Source organism: Pseudomonas sp. SJZ080 (assembly GCF_007828295.1).
Taxonomy (GTDB): domain Bacteria; phylum Pseudomonadota; class Gammaproteobacteria; order Pseudomonadales; family Pseudomonadaceae; genus Aquipseudomonas; species Aquipseudomonas migulae_A.
This window is the reverse complement of sequence record NZ_VIUK01000003.1, coordinates 369,243-395,299: the sequence shown is the minus strand read 5'-3', so window position 1 is coordinate 395,299 and position 26,057 is coordinate 369,243. Positions and strand designations below refer to the sequence as shown.

The 26,057-nt window shown below is 59.3% G+C and carries 21 protein-coding genes; 6 read left to right on the top strand and 15 right to left on the bottom strand.

What is annotated here, in order from left to right; translation table 11 throughout:
* Window positions 1–4: 4 nt before the first annotated feature.
* The 5 genes from FBY04_RS06650 to FBY04_RS06630 form a co-directional block, all read right to left on the bottom strand.
* Window positions 5–1,168 (bottom strand): type III PLP-dependent enzyme, encoded by a 1,164-nt coding sequence (locus FBY04_RS06650; protein WP_008024420.1) that lies wholly within the window; start codon window positions 1,166–1,168, stop codon window positions 5–7.
* 491 nt (window positions 1,169–1,659) lie between these two features.
* Window positions 1,660–2,817: a betaine/proline/choline family ABC transporter ATP-binding protein gene (locus FBY04_RS06645; RefSeq protein WP_084318067.1), complete on the bottom strand. Its 1,158-nt coding sequence runs from the start codon at window positions 2,815–2,817 to the stop codon at window positions 1,660–1,662.
* Window positions 2,814–3,467 (bottom strand): ABC transporter permease, encoded by a 654-nt coding sequence (locus tag FBY04_RS06640; RefSeq protein WP_084318068.1) that lies wholly within the window; start codon window positions 3,465–3,467, stop codon window positions 2,814–2,816. The genes FBY04_RS06645 and FBY04_RS06640 overlap by 4 nt, the downstream gene beginning before the upstream one ends.
* Before the next feature lie 12 nt (window positions 3,468–3,479).
* A complete protein-coding gene (locus FBY04_RS06635; RefSeq protein ID WP_084318069.1) occupies window positions 3,480–4,373 on the bottom strand; it encodes a glycine betaine ABC transporter substrate-binding protein in 894 nt (297 codons plus the stop codon).
* 20 nt (window positions 4,374–4,393) lie between these two features.
* Window positions 4,394–5,110: an ABC transporter permease gene (locus FBY04_RS06630; RefSeq protein WP_145314824.1), complete on the bottom strand. Its 717-nt coding sequence runs from the start codon at window positions 5,108–5,110 to the stop codon at window positions 4,394–4,396.
* 453 nt (window positions 5,111–5,563) lie between these two features.
* On the opposite strand from FBY04_RS06630, the gene FBY04_RS06625 reads away from it, so the two are divergent.
* Window positions 5,564–7,147 carry a peptide chain release factor 3 gene (locus FBY04_RS06625; RefSeq protein WP_145314823.1) on the top strand — a complete coding sequence of 528 codons (1,584 nt, stop codon included), beginning with the start codon at window positions 5,564–5,566 and terminating at the stop codon, window positions 7,145–7,147.
* Window positions 7,148–7,404: 257 nt separating this feature from the next.
* Window positions 7,405–7,659 (top strand): hypothetical protein, encoded by a 255-nt coding sequence (locus FBY04_RS06620; RefSeq protein ID WP_145314822.1) that lies wholly within the window; start codon window positions 7,405–7,407, stop codon window positions 7,657–7,659.
* A gap of 122 nt (window positions 7,660–7,781) precedes the next feature.
* Here FBY04_RS06620 and FBY04_RS06615 read toward each other — a convergent pair whose 3' ends face one another.
* The 9 genes from FBY04_RS06615 to FBY04_RS06570 all read right to left on the bottom strand — a co-directional run bounded on the left by FBY04_RS06615 (window position 7,782) and on the right by FBY04_RS06570 (window position 20,967).
* Window positions 7,782–8,762 carry a peptide ABC transporter ATP-binding protein gene (locus FBY04_RS06615; protein ID WP_084318075.1) on the bottom strand — a complete coding sequence of 327 codons (981 nt, stop codon included), beginning with the start codon at window positions 8,760–8,762 and terminating at the stop codon, window positions 7,782–7,784.
* Entirely contained in the window at window positions 8,762–9,730 is a 969-nt protein-coding gene (locus tag FBY04_RS06610; RefSeq protein WP_145314821.1) for an ABC transporter ATP-binding protein, read from the bottom strand. The genes FBY04_RS06615 and FBY04_RS06610 overlap by 1 nt, the downstream gene beginning before the upstream one ends.
* A 10-nt stretch (window positions 9,731–9,740) precedes the next feature.
* Window positions 9,741–10,664 carry an ABC transporter permease subunit gene (locus tag FBY04_RS06605; RefSeq protein ID WP_084318186.1) on the bottom strand — a complete coding sequence of 308 codons (924 nt, stop codon included), beginning with the start codon at window positions 10,662–10,664 and terminating at the stop codon, window positions 9,741–9,743.
* 7 nt (window positions 10,665–10,671) lie between these two features.
* The gene (locus tag FBY04_RS06600) at window positions 10,672–11,682 is read right to left on the bottom strand and encodes an ABC transporter permease subunit (protein WP_017336505.1); all 1,011 of its coding nucleotides are present in this window, start codon (window positions 11,680–11,682) and stop codon (window positions 10,672–10,674) included.
* Window positions 11,683–11,756: 74 nt separating this feature from the next.
* Window positions 11,757–13,352, bottom strand: a complete 1,596-nt coding sequence (locus tag FBY04_RS06595) for an ABC transporter substrate-binding protein (RefSeq protein WP_145314820.1) — start codon at window positions 13,350–13,352, stop codon at window positions 11,757–11,759.
* 79 nt (window positions 13,353–13,431) lie between these two features.
* Window positions 13,432–14,808, bottom strand: coding sequence for an OprD family porin (locus FBY04_RS06590; RefSeq protein ID WP_084318078.1), 1,377 nt, complete (start codon window positions 14,806–14,808; stop codon window positions 13,432–13,434).
* Between the two features lie 171 nt (window positions 14,809–14,979).
* A complete protein-coding gene (locus tag FBY04_RS06585; protein ID WP_145314819.1) occupies window positions 14,980–16,581 on the bottom strand; it encodes an ABC transporter substrate-binding protein in 1,602 nt (533 codons plus the stop codon).
* 307 nt (window positions 16,582–16,888) lie between these two features.
* Window positions 16,889–18,514 carry an ABC transporter substrate-binding protein gene (locus tag FBY04_RS06580; protein WP_084318080.1) on the bottom strand — a complete coding sequence of 542 codons (1,626 nt, stop codon included), beginning with the start codon at window positions 18,512–18,514 and terminating at the stop codon, window positions 16,889–16,891.
* A gap of 1,736 nt (window positions 18,515–20,250) precedes the next feature.
* On the bottom strand, window positions 20,251–20,967 hold the full coding sequence (locus FBY04_RS06570; protein WP_145314818.1) for an SIMPL domain-containing protein: 717 nt from the start codon (window positions 20,965–20,967) through the stop codon (window positions 20,251–20,253).
* Window positions 20,968–21,240: 273 nt separating this feature from the next.
* Between FBY04_RS06570 and FBY04_RS06565 the strand changes: the two genes are divergently transcribed.
* The 4 genes from FBY04_RS06565 to FBY04_RS06550 all read left to right on the top strand — a co-directional run bounded on the left by FBY04_RS06565 (window position 21,241) and on the right by FBY04_RS06550 (window position 25,750).
* The gene (locus FBY04_RS06565; RefSeq protein ID WP_017336510.1) at window positions 21,241–22,503 is read left to right on the top strand and encodes an ATP-binding protein; all 1,263 of its coding nucleotides are present in this window, start codon (window positions 21,241–21,243) and stop codon (window positions 22,501–22,503) included.
* Complete coding sequence (locus tag FBY04_RS06560) at window positions 22,496–23,056, top strand: response regulator transcription factor (protein ID WP_017336511.1); 561 nt, start codon at window positions 22,496–22,498, stop codon at window positions 23,054–23,056. Before FBY04_RS06565 ends, FBY04_RS06560 begins: the two co-directional genes overlap by 8 nt.
* Window positions 23,057–23,153: 97 nt before the next feature.
* Entirely contained in the window at window positions 23,154–24,881 is a 1,728-nt protein-coding gene (locus FBY04_RS06555; RefSeq protein WP_084318082.1) for an ABC transporter ATP-binding protein/permease, read from the top strand.
* A 119-nt stretch (window positions 24,882–25,000) separates the two neighbouring features.
* The gene (locus tag FBY04_RS06550; RefSeq protein WP_174602648.1) at window positions 25,001–25,750 is read left to right on the top strand and encodes a FadR/GntR family transcriptional regulator; all 750 of its coding nucleotides are present in this window, start codon (window positions 25,001–25,003) and stop codon (window positions 25,748–25,750) included.
* A gap of 111 nt (window positions 25,751–25,861) precedes the next feature.
* On the opposite strand, the gene FBY04_RS06545 is transcribed toward FBY04_RS06550, so the two are convergent.
* Window positions 25,862–26,053, bottom strand: a complete 192-nt coding sequence (locus FBY04_RS06545) for a hypothetical protein (protein ID WP_145314817.1) — start codon at window positions 26,051–26,053, stop codon at window positions 25,862–25,864.
* Window positions 26,054–26,057 lie beyond the last annotated feature (4 nt).

Genomic DNA, 26,057 nt, shown 5'->3' with positions numbered 1-26,057 from the left:
GTATTTACACGTAGAACGACTTCAGCGGCGGGAAGCCATTGAATTCGACAGCGCTGTAACTGGTGGTGTACGCACCGGTCGACAACCAGTACAAACGATCGCCAATCGCCAGGTTCAGCGGCAGGCCGTATTTGTAGTTCTCGTACATGATGTCGGCGCTGTCGCAGGTCGGGCCGGCGATGACCACTTCTTCCACTTCGCCTTTCTTCTCGGTCCAGATCGGGAACTTGATGGCTTCGTCCATGGTTTCGATCAGGCCGGAGAACTTGCCCACATCCGTGTACACCCAACGCTCGACGGCGGTACGGGATTTGCGCGCCACCAACACCACTTCGCTGACCAGGATGCCGGCGTTGGCGATCAACGAACGGCCCGGTTCCAGGATGATTTCCGGCAGGTCATCACCGAAGTCTTCCTTGAGGAAGCGGATGATTTCCTCGGCGTAGGTTTCCAGGCTGTTGGTCCGGGTGATGTAGTTGGCCGGGAAGCCGCCACCCATGTTGATCAGCTTGAGGTGGATGCCGTCTTCTTCTTTCAGACGCTCGAAGATCACTTTGACCTTGGCGATCGCCGCGTCCCAGACGCTGATATCGCGCTGTTGCGAGCCAACGTGGAACGAGATGCCGTAAGGCACCAGGCCCAGGTCGCGGGCGAGGATCAGCAGGTCCATGGCCATGTCGGTCTGGCAGCCGAATTTGCGCGACAACGGCCAGTCAGCGGTGGTCGAGCCTTCGGTGAGGATGCGCACGTAGACTTTCGAACCCGGTGCAGCCTTGGCAATGTTGCGCAGGTCGGCTTCGGAGTCGGTGGCATACAGGCGCACGCCCTTCTCGTAGAAGTAGCGAATGTCCTTGGATTTCTTGATGGTGTTGCCGTAGCTGATGCGATCCGGGCCGACGCCCTGGTTCATCACTTTGTCGAGCTCGTAGATCGAAGCGATGTCGAAGTTCGAGCCTTTCTCTTTGAGCAGGTCGATGATTTCGACGGCCGGGTTGGCCTTGACCGCGTAGTAGACCTTGGCGAATTCGAAACCGGCGCGCAGGTCGTCATAGGCCTGGCTGATCATCGCGGTATCGATCACCACGAACGGGGTTTCTTGTTTGTCGGCGAAGGCCTTCATTTTCTGGAAGGTATCGCGCGCGAAATAGTCTTCGACGTTGATCGACATGCTGGGAACTCCTACTGGCAAACTGAAATTATCAATGGGTGCAAATGAACGTCCTCCGTATCCCCACTTTGGTTCGCCTACTTCCCAAGGCATGTCGCCGAAAGCAAAAAGGCCACGGGAGGCGGTGCTTCCCTTGGCCTTGCTGTCTCGTCGTCAGTACTTGAGCCGGATGGATCGTTTCCAGCATGGACGTTCGGCGCGAACTTTAGGGCGTGAGGGGCTTGAGATCAACAAAAAATGTCGCGTTTTTGCACGCTTCCGTCGTGCGGTCCCCGACAGTTACTGATGTAACCGACCTGCATGACAGTGTGATGTTCCCCGGATGAGGAATTCTGGAGGGATTTACACATAGCTTATGGGGCGAGGGGGCTTGCCCCCGTTCGACCGCGCAGCAGTCGTAAAATCAGCGCATGCGGTTATCAGAATAACCGCGTGCTCTGGTTTCAGGGCCGCTTTGCGGCTCAACGGGGGCAAGCTCCCTCGCCACAGGATCAGGCGACAGCAGTCTCGGCCGGCGAAACAATACTGGTCTTGCCCCCACGGGACTTGCCGGAGCTCAAATACTCGGCAATCGACTCCTGGGTCACTTCCCCGAGGAACACCCGCTCGGCATCCATCACCGGCAACCACGAGCGATTGAACTCGTACATCCGCGACAGCAGGATGCGCAAGTGCTCATCGTACGCCGCGGTGGCGTTGAACTCGCGCAAATACTGCGCGCATGTACCGGCCTGACGGTGCAGGTCGCGACGTCGTACATAACCGAGCGCCTTGTTCGCACCATCCGTGACCACCACATACCGACGGTCGAGTTCGTCCATCAACTCCAGGGCTTGCGCCACCGGCGTTTCCGGGCTGACGGACGGCGCGTTGTCTGCCGCGTCTTCGGCCTTCACCAGCAACAGGCGCTTGAGGGTGCTGTCCTGACCGACGAAGTTGCTGACAAATTCATCCGCCGGGTGCGCCAGCAGCGTGTCCGGGTGATCGATCTGCAACAGTTTGCCGGCACGGAAAATCGCAATTTTGTCGCCCAGCTTGATCGCCTCGTCGATGTCGTGGCTGACCATGATCACGGTCTTGTTCAGCGCGCGTTGCATCTCGAAGAATTCGTTCTGGATCATCTCGCGGTTGATCGGGTCGACCGCGCCGAACGGTTCGTCCATCAGCAACAGCGGTGCATCCGCCGCCAGGGCGCGAATCACGCCGATCCGTTGCTGCTGGCCCCCGGACAATTCACGCGGGTAGCGCGTCAGATACTGCTTGGGCTCAAGCTTGATCATGCTCATCAACTCGCGGGCGCGGTCGTGGCATTTCTGTTTGTCCCAGCCCAGCAGTCGCGGGACGATGGTGATGTTTTCCTCGATGGTCATGTTCGGGAACAGACCGATCTGCTGGATCACATAACCGATGTTGCGACGCAGAGTCACCGCGTCGAGGTCGGTGGTGTCTTCGCCGTTGATCAGAATCTTGCCCGAGGTCGGTTTGATCAGACGGTTGATCATCTTCAGCGTGGTGCTTTTACCGCAGCCCGATGGCCCGAGGAACACACAGATTTCGCCTTCATTGACGGTCAGGCTCACCGAGTCCACGGCTTTCACATCTTTGCCGTTGCTTTGGAAGGTCTTGCTGAGGTTTTGAAGTTCGATCATTTCAGGAGTCCTTTTGGAGTCAGCGTGCGTTGCAGCCATTGCAGAAGCAGGTCGGCGAAGATGGCCAGGAGACTGACCAGCACGGCGCCGACGATCAGCATCGACATGTCGCTGCGGCTGATGGAAGCGAGAATGAGTACACCGAGGCCACCGGCGCCGATGGTCGCGGCGATGGTCATGACACCAATGTTCATGACCACGGCGGTGCGCACGCCGGCGAGGATCACTGGCACGGCAATCGGCAGCTCGACCATGCGCAGTCGCTGGCCGAAGGTCATGCCGATGCCGCGTGCGGCTTCGCGAATGCCCGGTTCGACGCCGGTCAACGCGAGGTAGGTGTTACGCATGATCGGCAGCAGCGAGTACAGAAACACCGCGGTGATCGCCGGCATCGGACCCAGGCCCTGGCCGAATGTCGAGTAGAACGGCAGCAGCAGGCCGAACAGTGCAATTGACGGCACGGTCAGCAGCACCGTGGCGCTGGCCTGCAACGGGCCGGCCAGCGTCGGGAAGCGCGTCATCAGAATGCCCAGCGGCACGCCGACCAGAATCGCCAGGGTCACGGCGATACCGACCAGGGTGATGTGCTGCCAGGTCAGGTGCAGCACCAGCGGCCAGTCGAGATGGGAAAAGGCGTTCAGAAATTCCATGACTTTTCCTCCTTAGTTGATTGGATGCTGGCGCAGGAAATCGGCGGCAACGGATGAAGGGCTTTCGTGATCGACATCGACCCGTGCGTTGAGCTGGCGCATGGTTTCGTCATCGAACAGCTCGGCCAGCGGCTTGATCTCTTGCGCCAGTTTCGGATGGGCATCGAGGTAAACCTGACGCACCACCGGCGCAGCGGTGTAGTCCGGGAAGTAGTGCTTGTCGTCTTCGAGCAATTTGAGTTTGAAGGCGTTCAGGCGACCGTCGGTGGTGTAGACCAGACCGGCAAACACCTGGCCATTGCGCAGGGCGGTGTAGACCAGCCCGGCATCCATCTGGCGGATGTTTTTGCGGGTCAGGTTCATGCCGTAGAGGTCGACCATGCCGTCCAGACCGTCGGAACGGTTGGCGAACTCGGTGTCCAGCGCGACCAGGTGATTGGTTTTCGCCTCAGCCTGCAGCACTGTGTTCAGTTCGCTGATGGTGTTGATCTGCGGGTAGGCCTTTGCGGTTTTTTCCGGCAGGGCCAGGGCATAGGTGTTGCTGAACTTCGACGGGGTGAGCCAGATCAGGCCTTTTTTCGCGTCGAGTTCTTTCACCTTGGCGTAGGACTGAGCGCTGTCGAGTTTCTCGGTGATGTGGTTGTAGGCCACCAGCGATACGCCGGTGTATTCCCACATCAAATCCAGCTGGCCACTTTCGTGGGCGCTGCGAGCGAGGTTGCTGCCCAGACCGCCGGTCACCTGGGTTTCGTAACCCTTAGTGCGCAGGTACTGGGAGGTGATTTCCGCGAGCAGGGTTTGCTCGGTGAACACCCGGGCGCCGATGCGGATCACGGGTTTTTCTGCGGCTTGGACGATTCCCGAGAACAGCAGAGCGCAGCCTATTAAAAAGCTTAATTTTTTCATAAAAATTCCTTTGCCGAGGCTTAAGACGGGCGCAAGCCGCGTTCGAGCCAGAGGCGGCTGGCGAGTGTCACCAGACCGTCGAGCAGCAAGGCGAGCAGGGCGGTGCAGGCAGCGCCGAGCAGCAGTTGCGGCTGATTGTTCAGGGCGATGCCGGGGAAAATCAGGCTGCCCAGACTGTTGGCGCCGATCAGGAATGCCAGGGGGGCCGTCCCGACGTTGATCGCCAGTGCCACGCGCACGCCACCGATGATGATCGGTACGGCGTTCGGCAGTTCGACACGCCACAGCACTTGAGTCGGTGTCATGCCGATGCCGACGGCCGCTTCCTTGAGTGAACCCTGTACGTTTTTCAGGCCTTCATAGGTGTTGCGCACGATCGGCAACAACGAGGCGAGGAACAGGGCGAAGATCGCGGGACCGCTGCCGATGCCGAGGATGCCCAGGGCGATGGCGAGTACGGCGAGAGGCGGCACAGTGTTGCCGATGTTGAAGATCTGCATGAAGCGTTCAGCACGTCCCACCATGCTCGGACGGCTGAGGACGATGCCGGCGGGGATGCCCACGACGAGGGCGGCCAGCATGGAAACGAGGACGAGAATCAAGTGAGCTTGCAGGTAAAACAACAAATCGTCGCGGTAATGTTCGATCGTGTTGATGCCAATCCAGTGGACCAGCAGGGCCAGGAGAGCGACGACAACCGCACCTCCTATCAGCCCCTTGCCATAGCGAATAGCCACAGGCGGACTCCTTTTTTCTTTGTCGGCGAACGCAGTCCCGTGTGGCATGCCATTCCTGGCTGCCGGGCAAAAAGCGTTCGCGAGAAGCAGCTCTTCATACTGGTAAAACCGCATGAGATCGAGCCATAAGCGCAGCCTCGTCAGGCTAACTTGCAGGTTTTTCAAACCCTGCTACGAGTGCTGTAACAGGGGAGTGGACGCCTCCACCTTTTAAAAGGTTCCATATTTAACAGCAGATAGCCACCCTTGATGCCTGACCACGTCCCTGTTGGAGCCCGCTTGCTGGCGATGGGCACGCCTCGGTTTGCCAGATACACCGAGGCGACGCTATCGCCAGCAAGCCGGCGCCTACAAAGTTCCGGGCGTCCGGGCGTCCGGGCGGGCGGTGGTCCGTGACGGTCGGTTTGCGCTATACTCGCCGCCCTTTTTTGAATCACCGCCAGGCGATTTCCCATGACCAAACAGGCCGCCGAAGTCGCGAAACGCCGCACTTTCGCCATTATTTCCCACCCCGATGCCGGTAAAACCACCATCACCGAGAAGCTCTTGTTGATGGGCAAGGCGATTGCGATTGCGGGCACGGTGAAGTCTCGCAAGTCCGACCGCCATGCCACTTCCGACTGGATGGAAATGGAAAAACAACGGGGTATTTCCATTACCACGTCGGTCATGCAGTTCCCGTATCGCGACCACATGATCAACCTGCTCGACACCCCGGGCCACGAAGACTTCTCCGAAGATACCTACCGCACGCTGACAGCGGTGGACTCGGCCTTGATGGTTCTCGACGGCGGTAAGGGTGTTGAGCCACGGACCATCGCGCTGATGGACGTTTGCCGTCTGCGTGACACGCCGATCGTCAGCTTCATCAACAAACTCGACCGCGATATCCGCGACCCGATCGAACTGCTCGACGAGATCGAAGCGGTCCTGAAGATCAAGGCGGCGCCGATCACCTGGCCGATCGGTTGCTACCGCGACTTCAAGGGCGTTTATCACCTCGCCGACGACTACATCATTGTGTACACCGCCGGTCACGGCCACGAGCGCACCGATGTGAAAATCATCGAAAAGCTCGACTCCGATGAAGCTCGCGCGCATTTGGGTGATGAATACGATCGCTTCGTTGACCAACTGGAACTGGTGCAAGGCGCCTGCCACGAATTCAACCAGCAGGAATTCCTCGACGGCCAACTGACGCCGGTGTTCTTCGGTACCGCACTGGGCAACTTCGGTGTCGATCACGTGCTCGACGCCGTGGTCGACTGGGCACCGAAACCGCTGGCCCGTGTCGCCAACGAACGCACCGTAGAACCGGTCGAAGAAAAATTCAGCGGCTTCGTGTTCAAGATCCAGGCGAACATGGACCCGAAACACCGCGACCGTATCGCCTTCATGCGTATCTGCTCCGGCAAGTACGAAAAGGGCATGAAGATGCGCCACGTGCGCACCGGCAAGGACGTGCGCATCGGCGACGCCCTGACGTTCTTCTCCTCCGAGCGTGAGCAACTGGAAGAAGCGTTTGCCGGCGACATCATCGGCCTGCACAACCACGGCACCATCCAGATCGGCGACACCTTCACCGAAGGCGAAGTGCTAGGTTTTACCGGTATTCCGCACTTCGCCCCGGAACTGTTCCGTCGTGTGCGTCTGCGTGATCCGCTGAAATCCAAGCAACTGCGCCAGGGTTTGCAGCAATTGGCGGAAGAGGGCGCGACCCAGGTGTTCTTCCCCGAGCGCAGCAACGACATCATCCTTGGCGCCGTTGGTGTGCTGCAGTTCGATGTGGTCGCCAGCCGCTTGAAAGAGGAATACAAGGTCGAGTGCTCTTACGAGCCGATCACCGTGTATTCCGCGCGCTGGATCGATTGCGACGATAAGAAGAAATTCGAGGAGTTCCGGGTCAAGGCCGTGGAAAACCTTGCGGTTGACGGCGGTGGTCACCTGACTTACCTGGCCCCGACCCGCGTCAACCTGGCGCTGATGGAAGAGCGCTGGCCGGATGTGAAATTCCGTGCGACGCGTGAGCATCATTAAGCGCTGAGCTGCAAAACCAAAAGCCCCGGTTGCGAAAGCGCCGGGGCTTTTTTGTGCCCGCCACAAGGCTGGCCCCCACAGGGATCAGCGTTGTGGGTGGGTTTGGGTATAAGCATTATTCCAAACCAGTCTCCCCACTCACGGCATTTCCCGCGCATCGTCTATGTCCTATCTGGAGAACCCGTCCCGTCGGAACCGGATGTCTATCAGTGCCGTCGGGCTTCAACGTTTCACCTGCAAAAGGGATGGAATCGGCCATGAGCATTTTTCAACGCATCGTGTTGTTGCTGAAGGTTTTGCTAATGCTGTCCGTAGGCCTGTCGTCGGCTGCGTGGGCTGAGTGCCCGAATCATGATGAACAAGCGTCGAACGGGGAGGTGACGCACACCGGGCTGATGATCGCCGCGTCCGAGTCGGAGCCCGGTGATCAGGGGCAGGGTGGCAGCGCGGATGATGACGATTCGACCACCGATGATCCCGATGCCAATACCGATGAAGATGAAGGGGCTTAAGTAACAGGCAAAAGAAAACCCCTTCCCCCGACTGAGCGCAGCCAGGGCATAAGAGGTTTTTGAACAGCTTAGATATCCCTGTGGGAGCGGGCTTGCCCGCTCCCACAGGTTTTATTCCCCGTTTATGCCGCGCCGTCGAGGAACTGCTCGGCGTAGTGGCAAGCCACCTGCCGGTTATCGAGAGGGCGCAAGGCTGGCTCTTCGGTTTTGCAGCGCTCGGTCGCGTACGGGCAACGCTTGTGGAAAGCGCAGCCCGACGGCGGGTTCAACGGGTTGGGCAACTCGCCGACGATCTTGATTTTCGGCTTGTTCGGGTCCGGGTGAATGGTCGGGGTGGCCGACAGCAACGCCTGGGTGTACGGGTGCAGCGGACGCTCATAAATGTCGTTCTTCGGGCCCATTTCCACCGGGCGGCCGAGGTACATCACCATCACGTCATCGGCAACGTGTTGCACCACCGCCAGGTTGTGCGAAATGAACACGTAGGCGGTGTTGAACTCTTGCTGCAAATCCATGAACAGGTTCAGCACCTGGGCCTGGATCGACACGTCCAGCGCCGATGTCGGCTCATCCGCCACCAACACTTTTGGTTGCAGCATCATCGCCCGGGCGAGGGCGATCCGCTGGCGCTGGCCGCCGGAGAACATGTGTGGATAACGCTGATAATGCTCAGGGCGCAAACCGACCTGCTTCATCATCGCCTGCACTTTCTCGCGACGTTCAGTGGCGCTGAGGCTGGTGTTGATCAGCAATGGCTCGGCCAGTTGATCCCCGACTTTCTGCCGTGGGTTCAACGAGGCGTACGGGCTCTGGAATACCATCTGCACGTCTTTGCGCAGTTGTTTGCGTTGAGCCTTGTCGGCGCCGGCAACTTCCTGCCCGGCGATTTTCAAGGAACCGGAGGACGGCTCTTCGATCAGCGTCAGGGCGCGGGCCAGGGTGGATTTGCCGCAACCGGATTCGCCTACGACGGCGAGGGTCTTGCCGGCTTCCAGTTCGAACGACACACCGTTCAGGGCGCGTACGGTCGCATGGCCCTTGAACAGGCCGCGGGACACTTCGTAGTGACGGGTGAGGTCGCGGGCGGTAAGTACGACGGCCATTACGCCACCTCCTGGTTCAGCGGGTAGAAGCAGCGGGCGAGGCTGTTGCTTTTCGGGTCAAGGGCCGGACGTTGCGCACGGCAGTTGTCCTGCACATACGGGCAGCGCGGCGACAGCAGGCAGCCTTGCGGGCGGTCGTAACGACCGGGAACGATACCCGGCAGCGTGGCCAGGCGCGTGGCGCCGAGGCTGTGTTCCGGAATCGCCTTGAGCAGCGCTTCGCTGTACGGGTGCGCCGGAATGTCGAACAGTTGCGGCACCTGACCGACTTCGACCGCTTGGCCGGCGTACATCACGCACACACGCTGGGCGGTTTCGGCCACGACCGCGAGGTCGTGAGTGATCAGCACCAGGCCCATGTTCTGTTCTTTCTGCAACGCCAGCAGCAGGTCCATGATCTGCGCCTGAATCGTTACGTCGAGGGCAGTGGTCGGTTCGTCGGCGATCAGCAGTTTCGGTTCGCCGGCAATCGCCATGGCGATCGCAACACGCTGGCTCATGCCACCGGACAGTTGATGCGGGTAGGCGTCCATACGGCTGGCGGCGCCCGGGATTTCCACTTTTTCCAGCAGCTCGATGGCGCGTGCGCGGGCTTGCTTGCCGGACATTTTCAGGTGCAGGCGCAGCACTTCCTCGATCTGGAAACCGACGGTGTAGCTCGGGTTCAGCGCAGTCATCGGGTCCTGGAAGACCATGGCCAGGTCTTTGCCGACGATTTGCCGACGCTGACGGTTGCTGAGCCTGAGCATGTTCTTGCCGTCGAAATTCAGGGCGTCGGCGGTGACGATCCCCGGATGCTCGATCAGGCCCATCAGCGCCATCATGGTCACGGATTTACCGGAGCCCGACTCGCCAACGATGGCCAGCACTTCGCCCTTGTCCACGGAAATGTCGAGCCCGTCGACCACTGGAACGGCGTTCTTGTCGCCGAAGCGAACGTTGAGATTCTTGATTTCTAACAGTGACATTTGAATCTCCTCAGGCGGCGTTCTTGAGTTTCGGGTCCAGCGCATCGCGCAGGCCGTCGCCCATCAAGTTGATTGCCAGCACGCTGAGCAAAATGGTCAAGCCAGGCAGACTTACCACCCACCAGGCGCGTTCGATGTAGTCGCGAGCCGAAGCCAGCATGGTGCCCCACTCAGGGGTTGGCGGTTGTACGCCAAGGCCGAGGAAGCCCAGTGCCGCGGCATCGAGAATCGCCGAGGAGAAGCTCAAGGTCGCCTGAACGATCAGCGGCGCCATGCAGTTGGGCAGCACGGTGACGAACATCAGGCGTGGCAGACCGGCACCGGCCAGGCGCGCGGCGGTCACGTAGTCGCGGTTCAATTCGCCCATCACCGCGGCGCGGGTCAGACGAACGTAGGACGGCAACGAAACCACGGCGATGGCAATGATGGTGTTGATCAGGCCAGGGCCGAGGATGGCGACAATCGCCACGGCCAGCAGCAGGGACGGCAGGGCCAGCATGATGTCCATCAGACGCATGATGGTCGGGCCGAGCACGCGCGGGAAGAACCCGGCGAACAGACCCAGCAGAATGCCCGGAATCAGCGACATCACCACCGACGACAAGCCGATCAGCAAGGACAGGCGCGAACCGTTGATCAACCGCGACAGCAGATCGCGTCCCAGTTCATCGGTGCCGAGCAGGAACTGGATCTGCCCGCCTTCCAGCCAGGACGGCGGGGTCAGCAGGAAGTCACGGTATTGCTCGCTCGGGTTATGCGGGGCAACCCACGGCGCGAAGATCGCGCAGAAAATCACCAGCAGCATGAACATCAGGCCGGCAACGGCGCCTTTGTTCTTGGAAAACGCTTGCCAGAATTCTTTGTACGGGGACGGATACAGCAGGCTTTGATCGACTGTTACCGCTTGATTTGTAGTTGAAGCTGGAGTGGTCATGATGATCTCAGCGCTGGTGACGGATGCGTGGGTTGGCAAAGCCGTAGAGGATGTCCACCACGAAGTTGACCAGAATCACCAGGCAGGCGATTAACAGGATGCCGTTTTGCACCACGGGGTAATCCCGTGCGCCAATGGCTTCGATCAGCCATTTGCCGATGCCGGGCCACGAGAAAATGGTTTCGGTCAGGACCGCACCGGCCAGCAATGTGCCGACTTGCAGGCCGACCACCGTCAGCACCGGAATCAGCGCGTTGCGCAGGCCGTGCACGAACACCACGCGCGACGGCGACAGGCCTTTGGCGCGGGCGGTACGGATGTAATCCTCACGCAGCACTTCGAGCATCGACGAACGGGTCATCCGCGCAATAACAGCCAGCGGAATGGTGCCGAGCACGATGGCCGGCAGGATGAGGTGATGCAGGGCATCGAAGAACGCGCCGACGTCATCGGCCAGCAGCGTGTCGATGAGCATGAAGCCGGTGCGCGGCTCGATGTCATAGAGCAGGTCGATCCGCCCGGACACTGGCGTCCAGCCCAGTGACACCGAGAAGAACATGATCAGGATCAGGCCCCACCAGAAGATCGGCATCGAATATCCCGCCAGGGAGATGCCCATCACCCCGTGGTCGAACAGGGATCCTCGCTTGAGTGCCGCAATCACCCCGGCCAACAGGCCCAGGATGCCGGCGAACAACAGGGCGGCCATGGACAATTCCAGGGTCGCAGGGAATAGGGAGGTGAATTCGCTCCAGACGCTTTCCCGGGTACGCAGGGATTCGCCGAGATCGCCGTGGGCCAGTTTGCCAATGTAATCCAGGTATTGGGCATACAGCGGTTTGTTCAGACCTAGGCGTTCCATTGCCTGAGCATGCATTTCGGGGTCGACTCGACGTTCGCCCATCATTACTTCCACGGGGTCGCCTGGAATCATGCGAATCAACGCGAAAGTCAGCAAGGTGATGCCGAAGAACGTGGGGATCAATAACCCCAATCGGCGGGCAATAAAACTAAACATCTTCTGGTGTACCTCATCAGCCGGTTAGGCGTGCCTGGTGTCCCTGGAGTCAGGGACACCGGGAGTTTTCTTATCTACTTCACCTGGGTGGTGGCGAAGTTATTAGTGGTGAGGGGGCTAATGTGATAGCCCTCTACGTTGTTGCGCATTGCGGTGAACATTCTAGTGTGCGCCATGCTGATCCATGGCTGGTCCTGGTTAAAAATAACCTGAGCCTGTTCGTACAGCGCTGCCCGCTCGGCCGGATCGGTTTTTTCCCGGGCCTGGTCGATCAGCGTCTGGAATTTGTCATTGCACCAGCGCGCATAGTTTTCGCCGTTCTTCGCGGCTTCGCAACTGAGCATAGGCGTCAGGAAGTTATCCGGGTCGCCGTTATCGCCCGTCCATCCGGCGGAAACCATATCGTGCTCGCCGTTTTTCGCGCGTTTGAGCATTTCGCCCCATTCCATCACGCGAATGTCGATCTTGATCCCGACCTTGGCCAGGTCAGCCTGCATCATCTGCGCGCCGAGCATCGGGTTCGGGTTGGTCGGGCCGCCACCGTTGCGGGTGAACAGGGTGAAGGTGGTGCCTTCCGGTACACCGGCTTCCTTGAGCAGGGCGCGGGCCTTGTCCAGATCGCGGGGCGGATTCTTCAGATCGTGGTTGTAGCCCAGCAGCGTATCCGGGAATGGGTTGACCGCCACCGTCGCATTGCCTTTACCGAACAGCGCGTTGACATAAGCCTCTTTATCGAAGGCGATGTCGATGGCTTTGCGCACCCGCACATCACTCATGTATTTGTGCGTGGTGTTCATGGCGATGTATGAAACGGTCATCGCGTTCAGTTCATCGACGCTCAGTTTGGCGTCTTTCTTGATGCTCGGGATGTCATCCGGCTTCGGATACAGCGCCACCTGGCATTCGTTGGCCTTGAGCTTTTGCAGGCGCACGTTGTTGTCGGTGGCGATGGCCAGGATCAACGAGTCTGCCGGCGGCTTGCCACGGAAGTAGTCCGGGTTGGCCTTGAAGCGAACCTGAGCGTCCTTGGCGTAACGCTGGAAAATGAACGGGCCGGTGCCGACCGGTTTGTTGTTCAGGTCGCCGGTCTTGTTTGTCTTGAGCAGCTGGTCAGCGTACTCGGCAGGGTAAATCGAGGAGAACGCCATGGCGATGTCGGCCAGGAACGGCGCTTCGCGACGGGTCAGGGTGAATTTGACTGTGTTGTCGTCGATCTTCTCTACGCTTTTGAGCAGTTCCTTGAAGCCCATGCTTTCAAAGTACGGGAAGCCCACGCTCGACAGCTTGTGCCATGGGTGATTCGGGTCCAGCTGACGCTGGAAGCTCCAGACCACGTCGTCGGCGTTCATGTCGCGGGTCGGCTTGAAGTATTCGGTGGTGTGAAACTTGACGCCTTTGCGCAGGTGGAAGGTGTAGGTCAGGCCGTCTTCGCTGATATCCCAGGACTCGGCCAGTGCCGGAATCACTTCCGTGGTGCCGGGCTTGAAGTCCGCCAGGCGGTTGAAGATGGTTTCGGCCACTGCATCGGCGGTGACTGCAGTCGTGTACTGAACCATGTCGAAGCCTTCCGGACTGGCTTCGGTACAAACCACCAGGGGTTTGGCCGAGACGCCAACGGCAACACTCAGCAACGCGGCAGCGATGGCCGCACGTAGGGGAAGCATTTTCATCAAGAACCCTCTGCAATCGGTTGAACAGGAAGAAACCGAATGGCCGACTCATCATGAGTCAGCCGTCGGCTGGCGCTTTTTACAAAATTTTGAACGGGATGGTGGTCACGAGACGGAACTCGTTGATGCTACCGTCAGCCTGGTTATCGCTGGCGCGGTGGGTGGTGTAGGTAGCGCGAACTGTGGTGGCCTTGAGCGGACCGCTCTGTACGGCGTACGAAGTACCGATGCCGTATTCATAGTGGTTCTCGCCGTCCATATTACGTACGTCGTAGGCGGTACCGGTGTAGTGCGTACCGTCGATGCCCCAGCCGCGAGCCTGGTAGATGTTGAACTTCAGGCCTGGCACGCCGTATTCGGCCATGTTGAGGCCGTAGGCGATCTGGAAGGACTTCTCGTTCGGGCCGTTGAAGTCGGACAGCAAGGAGTTGGCCAGGTAAATGCCGTTGGTTTCATGCAGGTAGTCGAAGTACTCGTTACCGTTCACTTCCTGATAAGAGAACGTCAGGCTATGGGCGAGGTGAGTCAGGCCCAACGACAGCGAGTAAGTGTCGTTGTCGATCTCACCCATCAACTTTTTGCCTTCGTCGACGGTTTTGTAGTAGTTCAGGCCGGTGGTCAGACTCAGGATCGAGCTGTCGCCCAGTTCGTGAGTGGCGCCAAAGTAGTACTGGTTCCAGAAATCTTCTACGTTGCTCGCGTACAGGCTGGTTTTCAGGCTCTTCAGCGGCTGATAGTTCAGGCCCGCGGTGTTTACGTGGTCGGTTTCAGCGCTGTTGTTCGTGTACTCAGAGCGAAATTTCGACAGGCTCTGCTCGGTACGAGGCGATACGCGGTCGAAGGTGCCGAGGTCGAACGACAGGTTGTCGAACTCTTCGCTGTGAATGGTCACACCCTCAAAGCTCGAAGGCAGCGGACGGTTGCCGATGACGTCGACGATCGGGCTGCTGAAGTTCTGGCGGCCGGCGGTCAGGGTGGTGTTGGAGATACGCGCCTTGACGTTGGCCAGGCCCAGTTTGCTCCACTGATCCACCGCGTCGCCGTTGGTGTGAGCCAGGGTACGGTTGGAACCGCCCTTGATGTCTTCGCGGCTACGATCCAGTGCAATGGCATTGTAAGCAGCGACTTCGGTGCTGAAACCCACGGTGCCTTGGGTGAAACCCGAGGTGTAATTCAGGATGGTGCCCTGAACCCAGTTGATACGGCGCGTGCCGGTCAGGGTTTCGCCGTGGCGCTCGTACTTGTAGGTAGCGCCTCGCTGTTTATCTTCGTTGGCGTACCAGTTACGGGTACTGCCCGACAGGCTCTGACCATCAATGAAGCCCTTGGCTTCGGACTGTGCGTTGGTGCTTGCCAGTTGGGTCGGAACGAAGTCCTGGCTTTGGGATTCTGCGTATGCCGTGGCGGTGACGCTGCTGATGGCCAGGGCCAATAACGCGGTGCTGCTCAGTTTCATGGGTGAAGCTCCTTACTTTCTTTTTTTAATGCCGGTCTTTTTTGGTGATCCGACTATTGGTTTGTAACTCAAACAAGGCATCGCAAACGTTTGCTGCACGCCTGTTGGGCGAATTACGGCAATACGCTTGCGTGAGGGCGGAATCCGCCCCCAGCGTTTTTGGCTAATCGGTTATTGGTCGATACTGACGCCCGAGAACACGTTGCGGCCGAAAGGACTCACCTTGAATCCTTCGACTTTGGCGCTCAACGGCTGGTTGACCGTCGAGTGGGCGACAGGCGTGATCGGCACTTGCTGCTTGAGCAACTGCTGAGCCTGTTTGTAGAGCACGGTGCGCTGGTCACGATCGGTGACGACCTTGGCCTGCTTGATCAGCTTGTCGTAAGCCGGATCACACCATTGGGAATAGTTGTTGCCGCCAATGGCGTCGCAGCTGTAAAGCGTGCCGAGCCAGTTGTCCGGGTCCCCGTTGTCACCGGTCCAGCCAATCAGGCTGACGTCGTGCTCGCCATTCTTGGTGCGCTTGATGTACTCGCCCCATTCGTAGCTGACGATCTTCACTTTGAGACCGATTTTCGCCCAGTCAGCCTGGAGCATCTCGGCCATCAACTTGGCGTTCGGGTTGTACGGGCGCTGAACCGGCATTGCCCATAAAGTGATTTCGGTGCCTTCCTTCACGCCGGCAGCCTTGAGCAGTTCCTTGGCTTTTTCCGGGTTGTAGGCGGCGTCCTTGATGGTCTCGTCGTAGGACCATTGGGTCGGCGGCATGGCGTTTTGCGCAAGTTGCCCGGCGCCTTGGTATACCGCGTTGAGAATGCCTTGCTTGTTCACCGCCATGTCCAGCGCCTGACGCACTTCAAGCTGGTCGAACGGCTTGTGGCGCACGTTGTAGGCGATGTAGCCGAGGTTGAAACCGGGCTTCTCGATGAGTTTGAGTTTGGTGTCGTTCTTCAGCGCTTCGACATCGGCAGGGCGGGGGTGCAGGGTGATCTGGCACTCGTTGGCCTTGAGCTTCTGCACACGCACCGAGGCGTCGGTGTTGATGGCGAAAATCAGGTTGTCGAGCTTGACCCGGCTCGGGTCCCAGTACTGCTTGTTGCCGCTGTAACGGATGTTGGAATCTTTCTGGTAGCTCTTGAATACGAACGGTCCGGTGCCGATCGGCTTCTGGTTGATGTCGCTCGGCTTGCCTTCGGCCAGCAGCTTGTCGGCGTATTCGGCGGACAGGATGGCGGCGAAGCTCATGGCGATGTTCTGGATGAACGCGGCGTCCACGCTATTGAGCGTCATGACCACGGTCAGCGGGCCGGTCTTCTCGACCTTGGCGATGTTCTTGTTCAGGCTCATCCCGTTGAAGTACGGGAATTCGGTGGGATAGGCCTTACGGAAAGGTTGCTGCGGATCGAGCATGCGATTGAACGTGAACAGCACGTCGTCGGCGTTGAAATCACGGTTCGGCGTGAAGTACTTGGTTGTGTGAAATTTCACCCCTTCGCGCAGGTGAAAGGTGTACTTGAGGCCGTCTTCGGAAATATCCCAGCTTGTTGCCAGGCCTGGTACGACGTTGGTGGCGCCTTTTTCGAACTCTGCGAGTCGGTTGTACAACGGCTCGGCAGCATCGTTATCGGTCGCGGTCGTGTACTGCGCGGTGTCGAAACCAGCCGGGCTGCCTTCGGAGCAGAACACCAGGCTGTTATTGGCGGCCTGGCTGATGGAAGTGGCGGCCAGCAGGCCGGTGCCCAGCAATGCGGATAAAACCAAGGTATGACGCATGACGCTCCCTTTTCTCTTTCTCTAAGTGTTTTCAATGAGCCGCGGTCCCGTCCGGGGACGTGGAGGCGTCACTGAGCTCAAGCCATGACGTGCAGCAGAACCGAGAGCCCACGCATGCACTGGTCAGATCCCGACGGTATGAGCCGCGGTTCCGGCAGTAAATGCGTAGAGTCCTAAAGACTTGTAGGAAAGGGCAACGCGTCCGATGTCACTGCTGTAGTCCGCAGCGGAACTGGATGTAGGTTGTTTCCTGCTTTCTCGGTAGAAAAAACAACGGCGACGTCAAAAACGTCGCCGTTGCCAGATCTTATTTGCTGACGCTAACGCCGTAGAAGGAGTTCAAGCCGAATGGGCTGATCTTGAAATCCTGCACTTCGTTGCGCATGGGTTGGAACACCGTCGAGTGAGCGATAGGTGTCATTGGAACAGCGTCTTTGAGGACGTGTTGCGCCTGCTTGTACAGTTCGGTGCGCTTGCCCTGGTCGGTCGTGCGCTTGGCTTCCTTGACGATGCCGTCGAACTTCTTGTCGCACCACTTGGAGAAGTTGTTGCCCTGCAGCGAATCGCAGCCGAACAGCACGTTCAGCCAGTTGTCCGGGTCACCGTTGTCGCCGCTCCAGCCAATCAGCATCGCGCCGTTTTCGCCGCCTTTGGAGCGCTTGATGTACTCGCCCCACTCGTAGGTCACGATCTTGGCTTTGATGCCGATCTTGGCCCAGTCAGACTGCAGCATTTCTGCCATCAGCTTGGCGTTCGGGTTGTAAGGACGCTGTACCGGCATCGCCCACAAGTTGATCTCGGTGCCTTCCTTGACGCCGGCTTCCTTGAGCAGCTCTTTGGCTTTCTCGGGATTGTACGGCGCATCCTTGATGGTGGTGTCGTAAGACCACTGGGTCGGCGGCATGGCGTTGACGGCCAGTTGACCTGCACCCTGGTAAACCGAGTCGATGATCTGCTGCTTGTTGACGGCCATGTCCAGTGCCTGACGCACTTTCAGTTGGGCCATCGGGTTCGGCTGGTCGCTGCCCTTGATCTTGTCCATCACGTTGTAGGCGATGTAACCCAGGTTGAAACCGGCCTGGTCAGGCACTTTCAGGGTCTTGTCTTCTTTCAGCGCCTTCAGGTCGGCCGGACGCGGGAACAGAGTGATCTGGCACTCGCCCTTCTTCAGCTTCTGGATACGTACCGACGGGTCGGTGGTGATGGCGAAGATCAGGTTGTCGATCTTGACGTCATCAGGCTTCCAGTAGTCCTTGTTCCCGGTGTAGCGGATGTTGGAGTCTTTCTGGTAGCTCTTGAACACGAACGGGCCAGTGCCGACCGGCTTCTGGTTGATATCGGCGGCTTTGCCTTCCTTGAGCAGCTTGTCGGCGTACTCGGCGGACTGGATCGAGGCGAAGCTCATGGCCATGTTCTGGATGAACGCCGCGTCCACTTCTTTGAGGGTGAACTTGACGGTCTTGTCGTCGACTTTATCGATCTTGGTGATGTTGGTGTCCATCCCCATGTCGGTGAAGTACGGGAATTCGGTCGGGTACGCCTTACGGAACGGGTCATCCTTGTTAATCATGCGATTAAAGGTGAACAGCACGTCGTCGGCGTTGAACTCGCGAGTGGGCTTGAAGTACGGGGTGGTGTGGAACTTGACGCCTTCACGCAGGTGGAAGGTGTATGTCAGGCCGTCATCGGAGATGTCCCATTTGGTCGCCAGACCAGGAATAACGGCGGTGCCGCCGCGCTCGAACTGAGTCAAGCGGTTGAACATGGTTTCTGCAGAGGCGTCGAAGTCGGTTCCGGTGGTGTACTGACCAGGATCAAAACCGGCCGGGCTCCCTTCGGAGCAAAACACCAGGTTAGTCGCCGCTTGGGCGAAAGGTGCGGCAGCTAATAAGCTGGCGCCGACTAAAAACGGAATGACCGCGTGTTTAAGCATGTTGGCCTCATGATTTGTTGTCATTTTTGGAATTAGAGGACGACCTCGTGAGCCGTGCCTGCGGATACTTATGCAGGGGCCATACCCAATGCAAGATCCTGAACGACCACAGGCGTTAAACAGTGGCACGAACGTACCTTAATGTCGCATATGTATAAATTCGTGCGCATTTGACCGTTTGCGCGCGGTTTTTTCGGTGCAAACCGTGCACTGGCAGGGGGCGATCGTGGTGTCTGGCGCACCCGGTTGGAGCGTGGTGTTACTTATTTATACCCATCCTTGCAGAAGGAGTGAGGTCGAGGGGACTGTTCTTGAAGTCGGTGGGGGGTGTAAGGCCGTCGAGTGGGGGATTGTTGTGCCAGGTATTTGTTGTTTAAGGATTTATTGTGTGTGGGGGGACAGTTTGGCCCATTGCTGTTTGTCAGCGTACACATTGGTATTTGCAGTGATCTTTATCTTGGCGGCCTGGTAGCCGACCGGTTTCTTGTTGTCGGTGTATATATCCATTCCTGCGGTAACGGCGGCTGGCGGTTTCGCCCTTACGGCGACTCACTTTTTTTTCAAACGCCAAAAAAAAGTAAGCAAAAAAAGGCTCGCCCCGAGCGTCCGGCCCCTCGCTAAGGCTCGGCGTTCCTTCGCTCCGGTATTCATCCGGGGGCATCGCCCTCCGGTTGGCTTCGCTGGCACCTACATGCGATGAGTTCGACTGCGTCGAACGGCGCTGCGCGCCACTCCCCGGATGAACCCCTCCACTCAGCCTCCCGAAGGGGCGGGTGAATCAAGATCAAGAGCTGCAGGCGAGCTAACGCTCGGCCTGATGAGTGGTGAGAAGCGGGGGTACGCCGATCTGCTTTTGTAGGAGCCGGCTTGCTGGCGATGGCGGCCTCACAGCCGACCAGATCTCCCAGATTCCCCCCAATCCCTGTAGGAGCCGGCTTGCTGGCGAAGACGGCCCCCAACCGACCTGTTCTCGCGAAATACGCTGACCTCGCAGGCGCCGGCTTGCTGGCGATGGCGCCCTGCCAGCCAACCTGTTCTCGCCGACATACGCAGACCTCGCAGGCGCCGGCTTGCTGGCGATGGCGCCCTGCCAACCAACCTATCCTCGCCGACATACGCTGACCTCGCAGGCGCCGGCTTGCTGGCGATGGCGGCCTGCCAACCAACCTATCCTCGCCGACATACGCTGACCTCGCAGGAGCCGGCTTGCTAGCGATGGCGCCCTGCCAGCCAACCTGTTCTCGCGGATACACGCTGACCTCGTAGGAGCCGGCTTGCTGGCGATGGCGGCCTGCCAACCAACCTATCCTCGCCGACATACGCAGACCTCGTAGGAGCCGGCTTGCTAGCGATGGCGCCCTGCCAGCCAACCTGTTCTCGCGGATACACGCAGACCTCGTAGGAGCCGGCTTGCTGGCGATGGCGGCCTGCCAACCAACCTATCCTCGCCGACATACGCAGACCTCGTAGGAGCCGGCTTGCTGGCGATGGTGCCCTGCCAACCCACCTATCCTCGCCGACATACGCAGACCTTGTAGGAGCCGGCTTGCTGGCGAAGGCGCCCTGCCAGCCAACCTGTTCTCGCGAAAATACGCTGACCTCGCAGGAGCCGACTTGCTAACGATGGCGGCGGTGTGGTTCACCGCAAGCCAGGCAGTCCCTCCGCTGACTTTCGTGAGGCAATAAAAAAACGGCGATCACTTCGGTGATCGCCGTTTTTTGTACAGGTTATCGAATCAAGGCAGCAACACTTCAACCACACCATCCGCCGTCATGCTGACCTGGCTGGTGCCGGCCTCGACTTCCGGTGTCACCGGCGCGGCGTCCATGCTCGCCGCTTTCATCATGATCGGCCCGCGCATGTACGGTTGTGGGTAGCCGTTGCTGTTGAGGTTCAGGTTGACGATTTTGTAACCCTTGCCGCCCAGTGCATCGGTGGCCAGTTGTGCGCGGGCTTTGAAGGCGGTTACAGCATCTTTCAGCAGTGCGTCTTCACTGGCCTTGCGGGTTGGCGTGGCGATGGCGAAGTCCATGCCGCCCATTTTCAGGTCGGTGAGCAGTTCGCCAGTCAGTTTCGACAGCGCGGCGAAGTCGGAGCTTTCCAGGCGCAGTTCGGCGCGTTCACGCCAGCCGGTGATTTTCTGGCCCTTGGTGTCGTAGATCGGGTAGCTGTTGCGGCTGCCCTGGCGCAGGGTGATGTCTTTGACTTGTTTGGCCTGGGCCAGCGCCTTGTTCATGGTGGTGCTGACGTCTGCGGCGAGTTTGGCCGGGTCGGTGTTTTGTTCTTCGGTGTAGAGGGTCACGATCATCAGGTCGCGGGCGACTTCCTGACTGACTTCGGCGCGCAGGGAAATCTGGTTGTAATGCAGCTCGTCGGCGGCCAGGGCCGGGAGGCTGGCGACGGTGCCGACGCTGAGGGCGAGTAGGGCGGCGCTGCGGCGGAAAGTGTGCATGAAATCTCCTTGGACGATGCGCAGGGGTTGGGTCCGAGCCTGCGTGAAACCATCAGACTCTAGCTTTAATGATCCGGTTCGCACAGTTACAACTTCTATACAGATGAATTGATGGTGGCCCTGTGGTGAGGGGGCAAGCCCCCTCGCCACGGGAGTACTTCGTCAGAGATACATTGCTTGGAGGCTGTGGCCGTTTGCCGCACTTTTGCCTGTCAGCCCCCGTGCTTGGTTATACTCCGTGCGATCCGCCTGGAGCGCTCATCAGGAGAGCTCATGCTCGCCCCCGTTCAAATCACTTCCGCGACTCGCCAGAACCTCTGGCGGTTGACGTTCATCCGCACCTTGGTGCTGGCCGCCCAGGCTGGTTCGGTGGGACTGGCTTACTGGCTCGACTTGCTGCCGCTGCCCTGGTTTCAACTGGCCGCGACCCTCGGTTGTTCGATGTTGCTGTGCGCGTTCACGGCGATTCGCCTGCGCACCTCATGGCCCGTCACTGAGCTCGAATACGCCGTGCAACTGGCCTGTGACCTGTTTATCCACAGCGCCTTGCTGTATTTCTCCGGTGGCTCGACCAACCCTTTCGTCTCTTATTACCTGGTGCCGTTGACCATCGCCGCCGTGACGCTGCCATGGCGTTATTCGGTGATCCTGTCGGGCATCGCGCTGACGATGTACACCTTGCTGCTGGCGGGTTTCTATCCGCTGCAAACCTTCCCGATTGCCCGGGAAAACCTGCAGGTCTACGGGATGTGGCTGAGCTTCGCCCTCGCGGCGGCGGTGATTACGTTTTTTGCCGCGCGCATGGCTGAAGAGCTGCGCCGGCAGGAAGAGCTACGTGCTATCCGTCGCGAAGAAGGCCTGCGTGATCAGCAATTGCTCGCCGTCGCGACCGAGGCCGCCGGTGCCGCCCATGAGCTGGGCACGCCGCTGGCGACCATGAGCGTACTGCTCAAGGAAATGCGTCAGGACCACCACGACCCGATGTTGCAGGACGACCTGAGCGTGTTGCAGGATCAGGTCAAACTTTGCAAGGAGACCTTGCAGCAGCTGGTTCGGGCGGCAGAGGCCAATCGCCGTTTGGCCGTGGAAATGCAGGACGTTACCGACTGGCTCGACGAAGCGCTGAACCGCTGGCACCTGATGCGTCCGGAAGCCAGCTACCGCTTCCAGCGCCTGGGCCAAGGCACCGTGCCGCGCATGGCGCCGCCGCCGGACCTGACCCAGGCGCTGCTGAATCTGCTCAACAACGCCGCTGATGCGTGCCCCGAAGGGCTGCAAGTGACGCTGGACTGGAATGCCGAGGATTTGACCATCAGCATTCGCGACCACGGCGCCGGTGTGCCGCTGGCCATTGCCGAACAGATCGGCAAACCGTTTTTTACCACTAAGGGCAAAGGTTTCGGCCTGGGCCTGTTTTTGAGCAAGGCCAGCGTGACACGCGCCGGCGGCTCAGTGAAACTCTACAGTCATGAGGAAGGCGGCACGCTCACCGAGCTGCGCCTGCCCCGTGTCGCCCGAGGAGACGAACATGAGTGACGAGATCCAAGTCGAAGGCGAAGAACTGCCGCACTTGCTGCTGGTAGATGACGACGCCACGTTCACCCGCGTGATGGCGCGCGCCATGGCCCGCCGCGGTTTTCGCGTCAGCACTGCCGGTTCCGCCGAAGAAGGCCTGACCATCGCCCAGGCCGACATCCCGGATTACGCCGCGCTGGACCTGAAAATGGACGGCGATTCGGGTCTGGTGTTGTTGCCCAAACTGCTTGAGCTCGACCCGGACATGCGCGTGGTGATCCTCACCGGTTACTCGAGCATTGCCACTGCCGTCGAGGCGATCAAGCGCGGTGCCTGCAACTACCTGTGCAAACCGGCGGATGCCGATGACGTCCTTGCTGCGTTGCTGTCCGAGCATGCCGACCTCGACACCCTGGTGCCGGAAAACCCGATGTCGGTGGACCGCCTGCAGTGGGAACACATCCAGCGCGTGTTGACCGAACACGAAGGCAACATCTCCGCCACTGCCCGCGCCCTGGGCATGCACCGGCGCACGCTGCAGCGCAAACTGCAGAAGCGTCCCGTTCGTCGCTGAACCTGCGCTGAACGAATGCTGGCCGAGCCTCGCGACAAACCGAACCGATCCTCTATGATCGGTTCGTGCCTGTACTTTTCTTTATCGAGCCTTATCCATGAATCAGAACGCTGAATATTCCGCGGTCAACGATGCTGTGCGCGGGCAGTTTTTTCGCAAAGTCTGGGCGATGATCACGCCATATTGGCGTAGCGAGGAGAAGGGCAAGGCCTGGACGTTGCTGCTCGCGGTGATTGCGTTATCGCTGGTCAGCGTGGGGCTCTCGGTGTGGTTCAACACCTGGTACAAGGATTTTTACAACGCGCTGCAGCAAAAAGATGAAGTGGCATTCTGGCGGTTGATTCTGTATTTCTGCGGGATTGCGGCGGTGGCGATTGTCGGTGCCGTGTACCGGCTCTACCTGACCCAGATGCTGACCATTCGCTGGCGTGCCTGGCTCACGGAAAAGCATTTCGCCCGCTGGCTCGGCAACAAGAATTACTACCAGCTGGAGCAGGGCGGTTACACCGATAACCCGGACCAGCGGATTTCCGAAGACCTCAACAACTTCACCTCCAACACCCTGGAGTTGGGCATCGGTTTGCTTCGCAATATTGTCAGCCTGGTGTCGTTCTCGATCATTTTGTGGGGCGTGTCGGGCAGTATCGAAGTGTTCGGTTTTACCATTCCCGGCTACATGTTCTGGTGTGTGCTGGTGTATGCCGTGATTGGCAGTTGGTTAACGCACTTGATCGGTCGCCGTTTGATTGGCCTGAACAACCGGCAACAACGCTTCGAAGCCGACCTGCGTTTCTCCATGGTGCGGATTCGCGAAAATGCCGAGAGCATTGCGCTGTACAACGGCGAACCCAATGAAAACCGTCGCTTGAGCACCCGCTTCGGAATGGTCTGGCACAATTTCTGGGACATCATGAAGGTGTCCAAGCGTCTGACGTTCTTTACCGCAGGTTACCAACAGGCCGCCATCATCTTCCCGTTCATCGTCGCTTCGCCGCGTTACCTGTCCGGCAAGATCGAACTCGGCGAGCTGATGCAGATCAGTTCGGCGTTCGGCAATGTGCAGGAAAGTTTCAGCTGGTTTATCAGTGCGTACCAGAGCCTCGCGTCGTGGCGCGCCACGTGTGATCGTCTGCTGAGTTTCCGTCAGGCCATGACCGACAACGAAGAGCGCGCACCCGCGATCGACGTGCAGAATTCAGGCTCGGCGTTGAAACTGCATAACCTGGGCCTCGACCTCGCAGATGGTCGTCACTTGCTGACCAGCGCCGACATGACTGTGGAGGAGGGCGAGCGCGTAATGCTCAGCGGCCGTTCCGGCAGTGGCAAGTCCACGTTGCTGCGGGCGATGGGGCATTTGTGGCCGGCGGGCCACGGCAGCATTCGTCTGCCGGCGGCGCGCTATCTGTTCCTGCCGCAAAAGCCTTATCTGCCGATTGGCACGCTGCGCGAGGTGTTGAGTTATCCACAGGCTGGCGACACCTATCCGAACGAGCGTTACGTTCACGTGCTGGAAACCTGTCGTTTGCCGCACCTGGTTTCGCGCCTGGACGAAGCGAATCATTGGCAGCGCATGCTCTCGCCGGGTGAACAGCAACGCGTGGCCTTTGCCCGTGCGCTGCTTTATGCACCGCAATGGCTGTACATGGACGAAGCGACCTCGGCGATGGACGAAGAGGATGAGGCGTCGCTGTATCAGGCGCTGATCGATGAGATTCCGGGGCTGAGCATTGTCAGCGTTGGGCATCGCAGCAGTTTGAAACGATTCCATCCACGGCATGTGCGCATCGACAACGGGCATCTGGTGGATCAGACCGTGACCGCATAACCACCACCCCTATTGTAGGAGCGAGCAAGCTCGCTCCTACAATAGGGGTGGTGGTGATCGTACAACCGCGTTGAGCTATGATGCGGTTTCAGCCGAATTTTTCGAGACAGACGTTCACCATGGAAAACCCGATCGACGTACCTCGCCTCCCTCGCAAGCGCCGCAGCCTCGCACAGGAACTGGTGACGGTGCTGTCCGAGCAGATCCGCGACGGTCACCTCAAGCGCGGCGACAAGTTGCCCACCGAGTCGGCGATCATGGATGCCCATGGCGTCAGTCGCACCGTGGTTCGCGAGGCGATTTCCCGTTTGCAGGCGGCCGGGCAGGTGGAAACCCGCCATGGCATCGGCACCTTCGTGCTCGATACCCCGAGCCCAAGCGGTTTTCGTATCGATCCGGCCACCGTGGTGACGCTGCGTGATGTACTGGCGATTCTGGAGCTGCGAATCAGCCTCGAAGTGGAATCCGCCGGCCTCGCGGCGCAACGCCGCAGCCCTGAACAGTTGGCGTTGATGCGCGCCGCGCTGGACGCCTTGAACGAAAGCGCGGCCCACGCCAGCGATGCCGTGGCCTCGGACTTTCAGTTCCACCTGCAAATCGCACTGTCGACCGGCAACCGCTATTTCACCGACATCATGACTCACCTGGGCACCAGCATCATTCCGCGTACGCGCCTCAACTCGGCGCGCCTGGCCCATGATGACCAGCAGCACTACATGAGCCGTCTGAGCCGTGAGCACGAAGAGATTTACGATGCGATTGCGCGTCAGGATTCCGATGCCGCGCGGGCGGCGATGCGTTTGCATTTGACGAACAGTCGCGAGCGGTTGCGTCATGCGCATGAAGAGGCTGAAGCGCAGCGGGGATAATATTTCAACCCGGGTTACGGGTTGCTCGAGAGACCGCTATCGCCAGCAAGCCGGCTCCTGCAGGAGCTGGCTTGCCAGCGATGGAGTCTCAGTGGCCGTTACACCACAACGTCAGCCTGAACGCAGAATCGAACGATCCACCCTCACCGCCAACCGAGCTACACCGGGCCTGGCATCGAACACCACTTCCCCACGCTCACCCACCACCGCCCGAGCAATCGATACGCCCTCAGCCAACAACTCCAACGGCGCACCCTTCAGCGAATCGCCCGAAGCCAGTTCCAGTTTCAATTTGATAGTCATCATC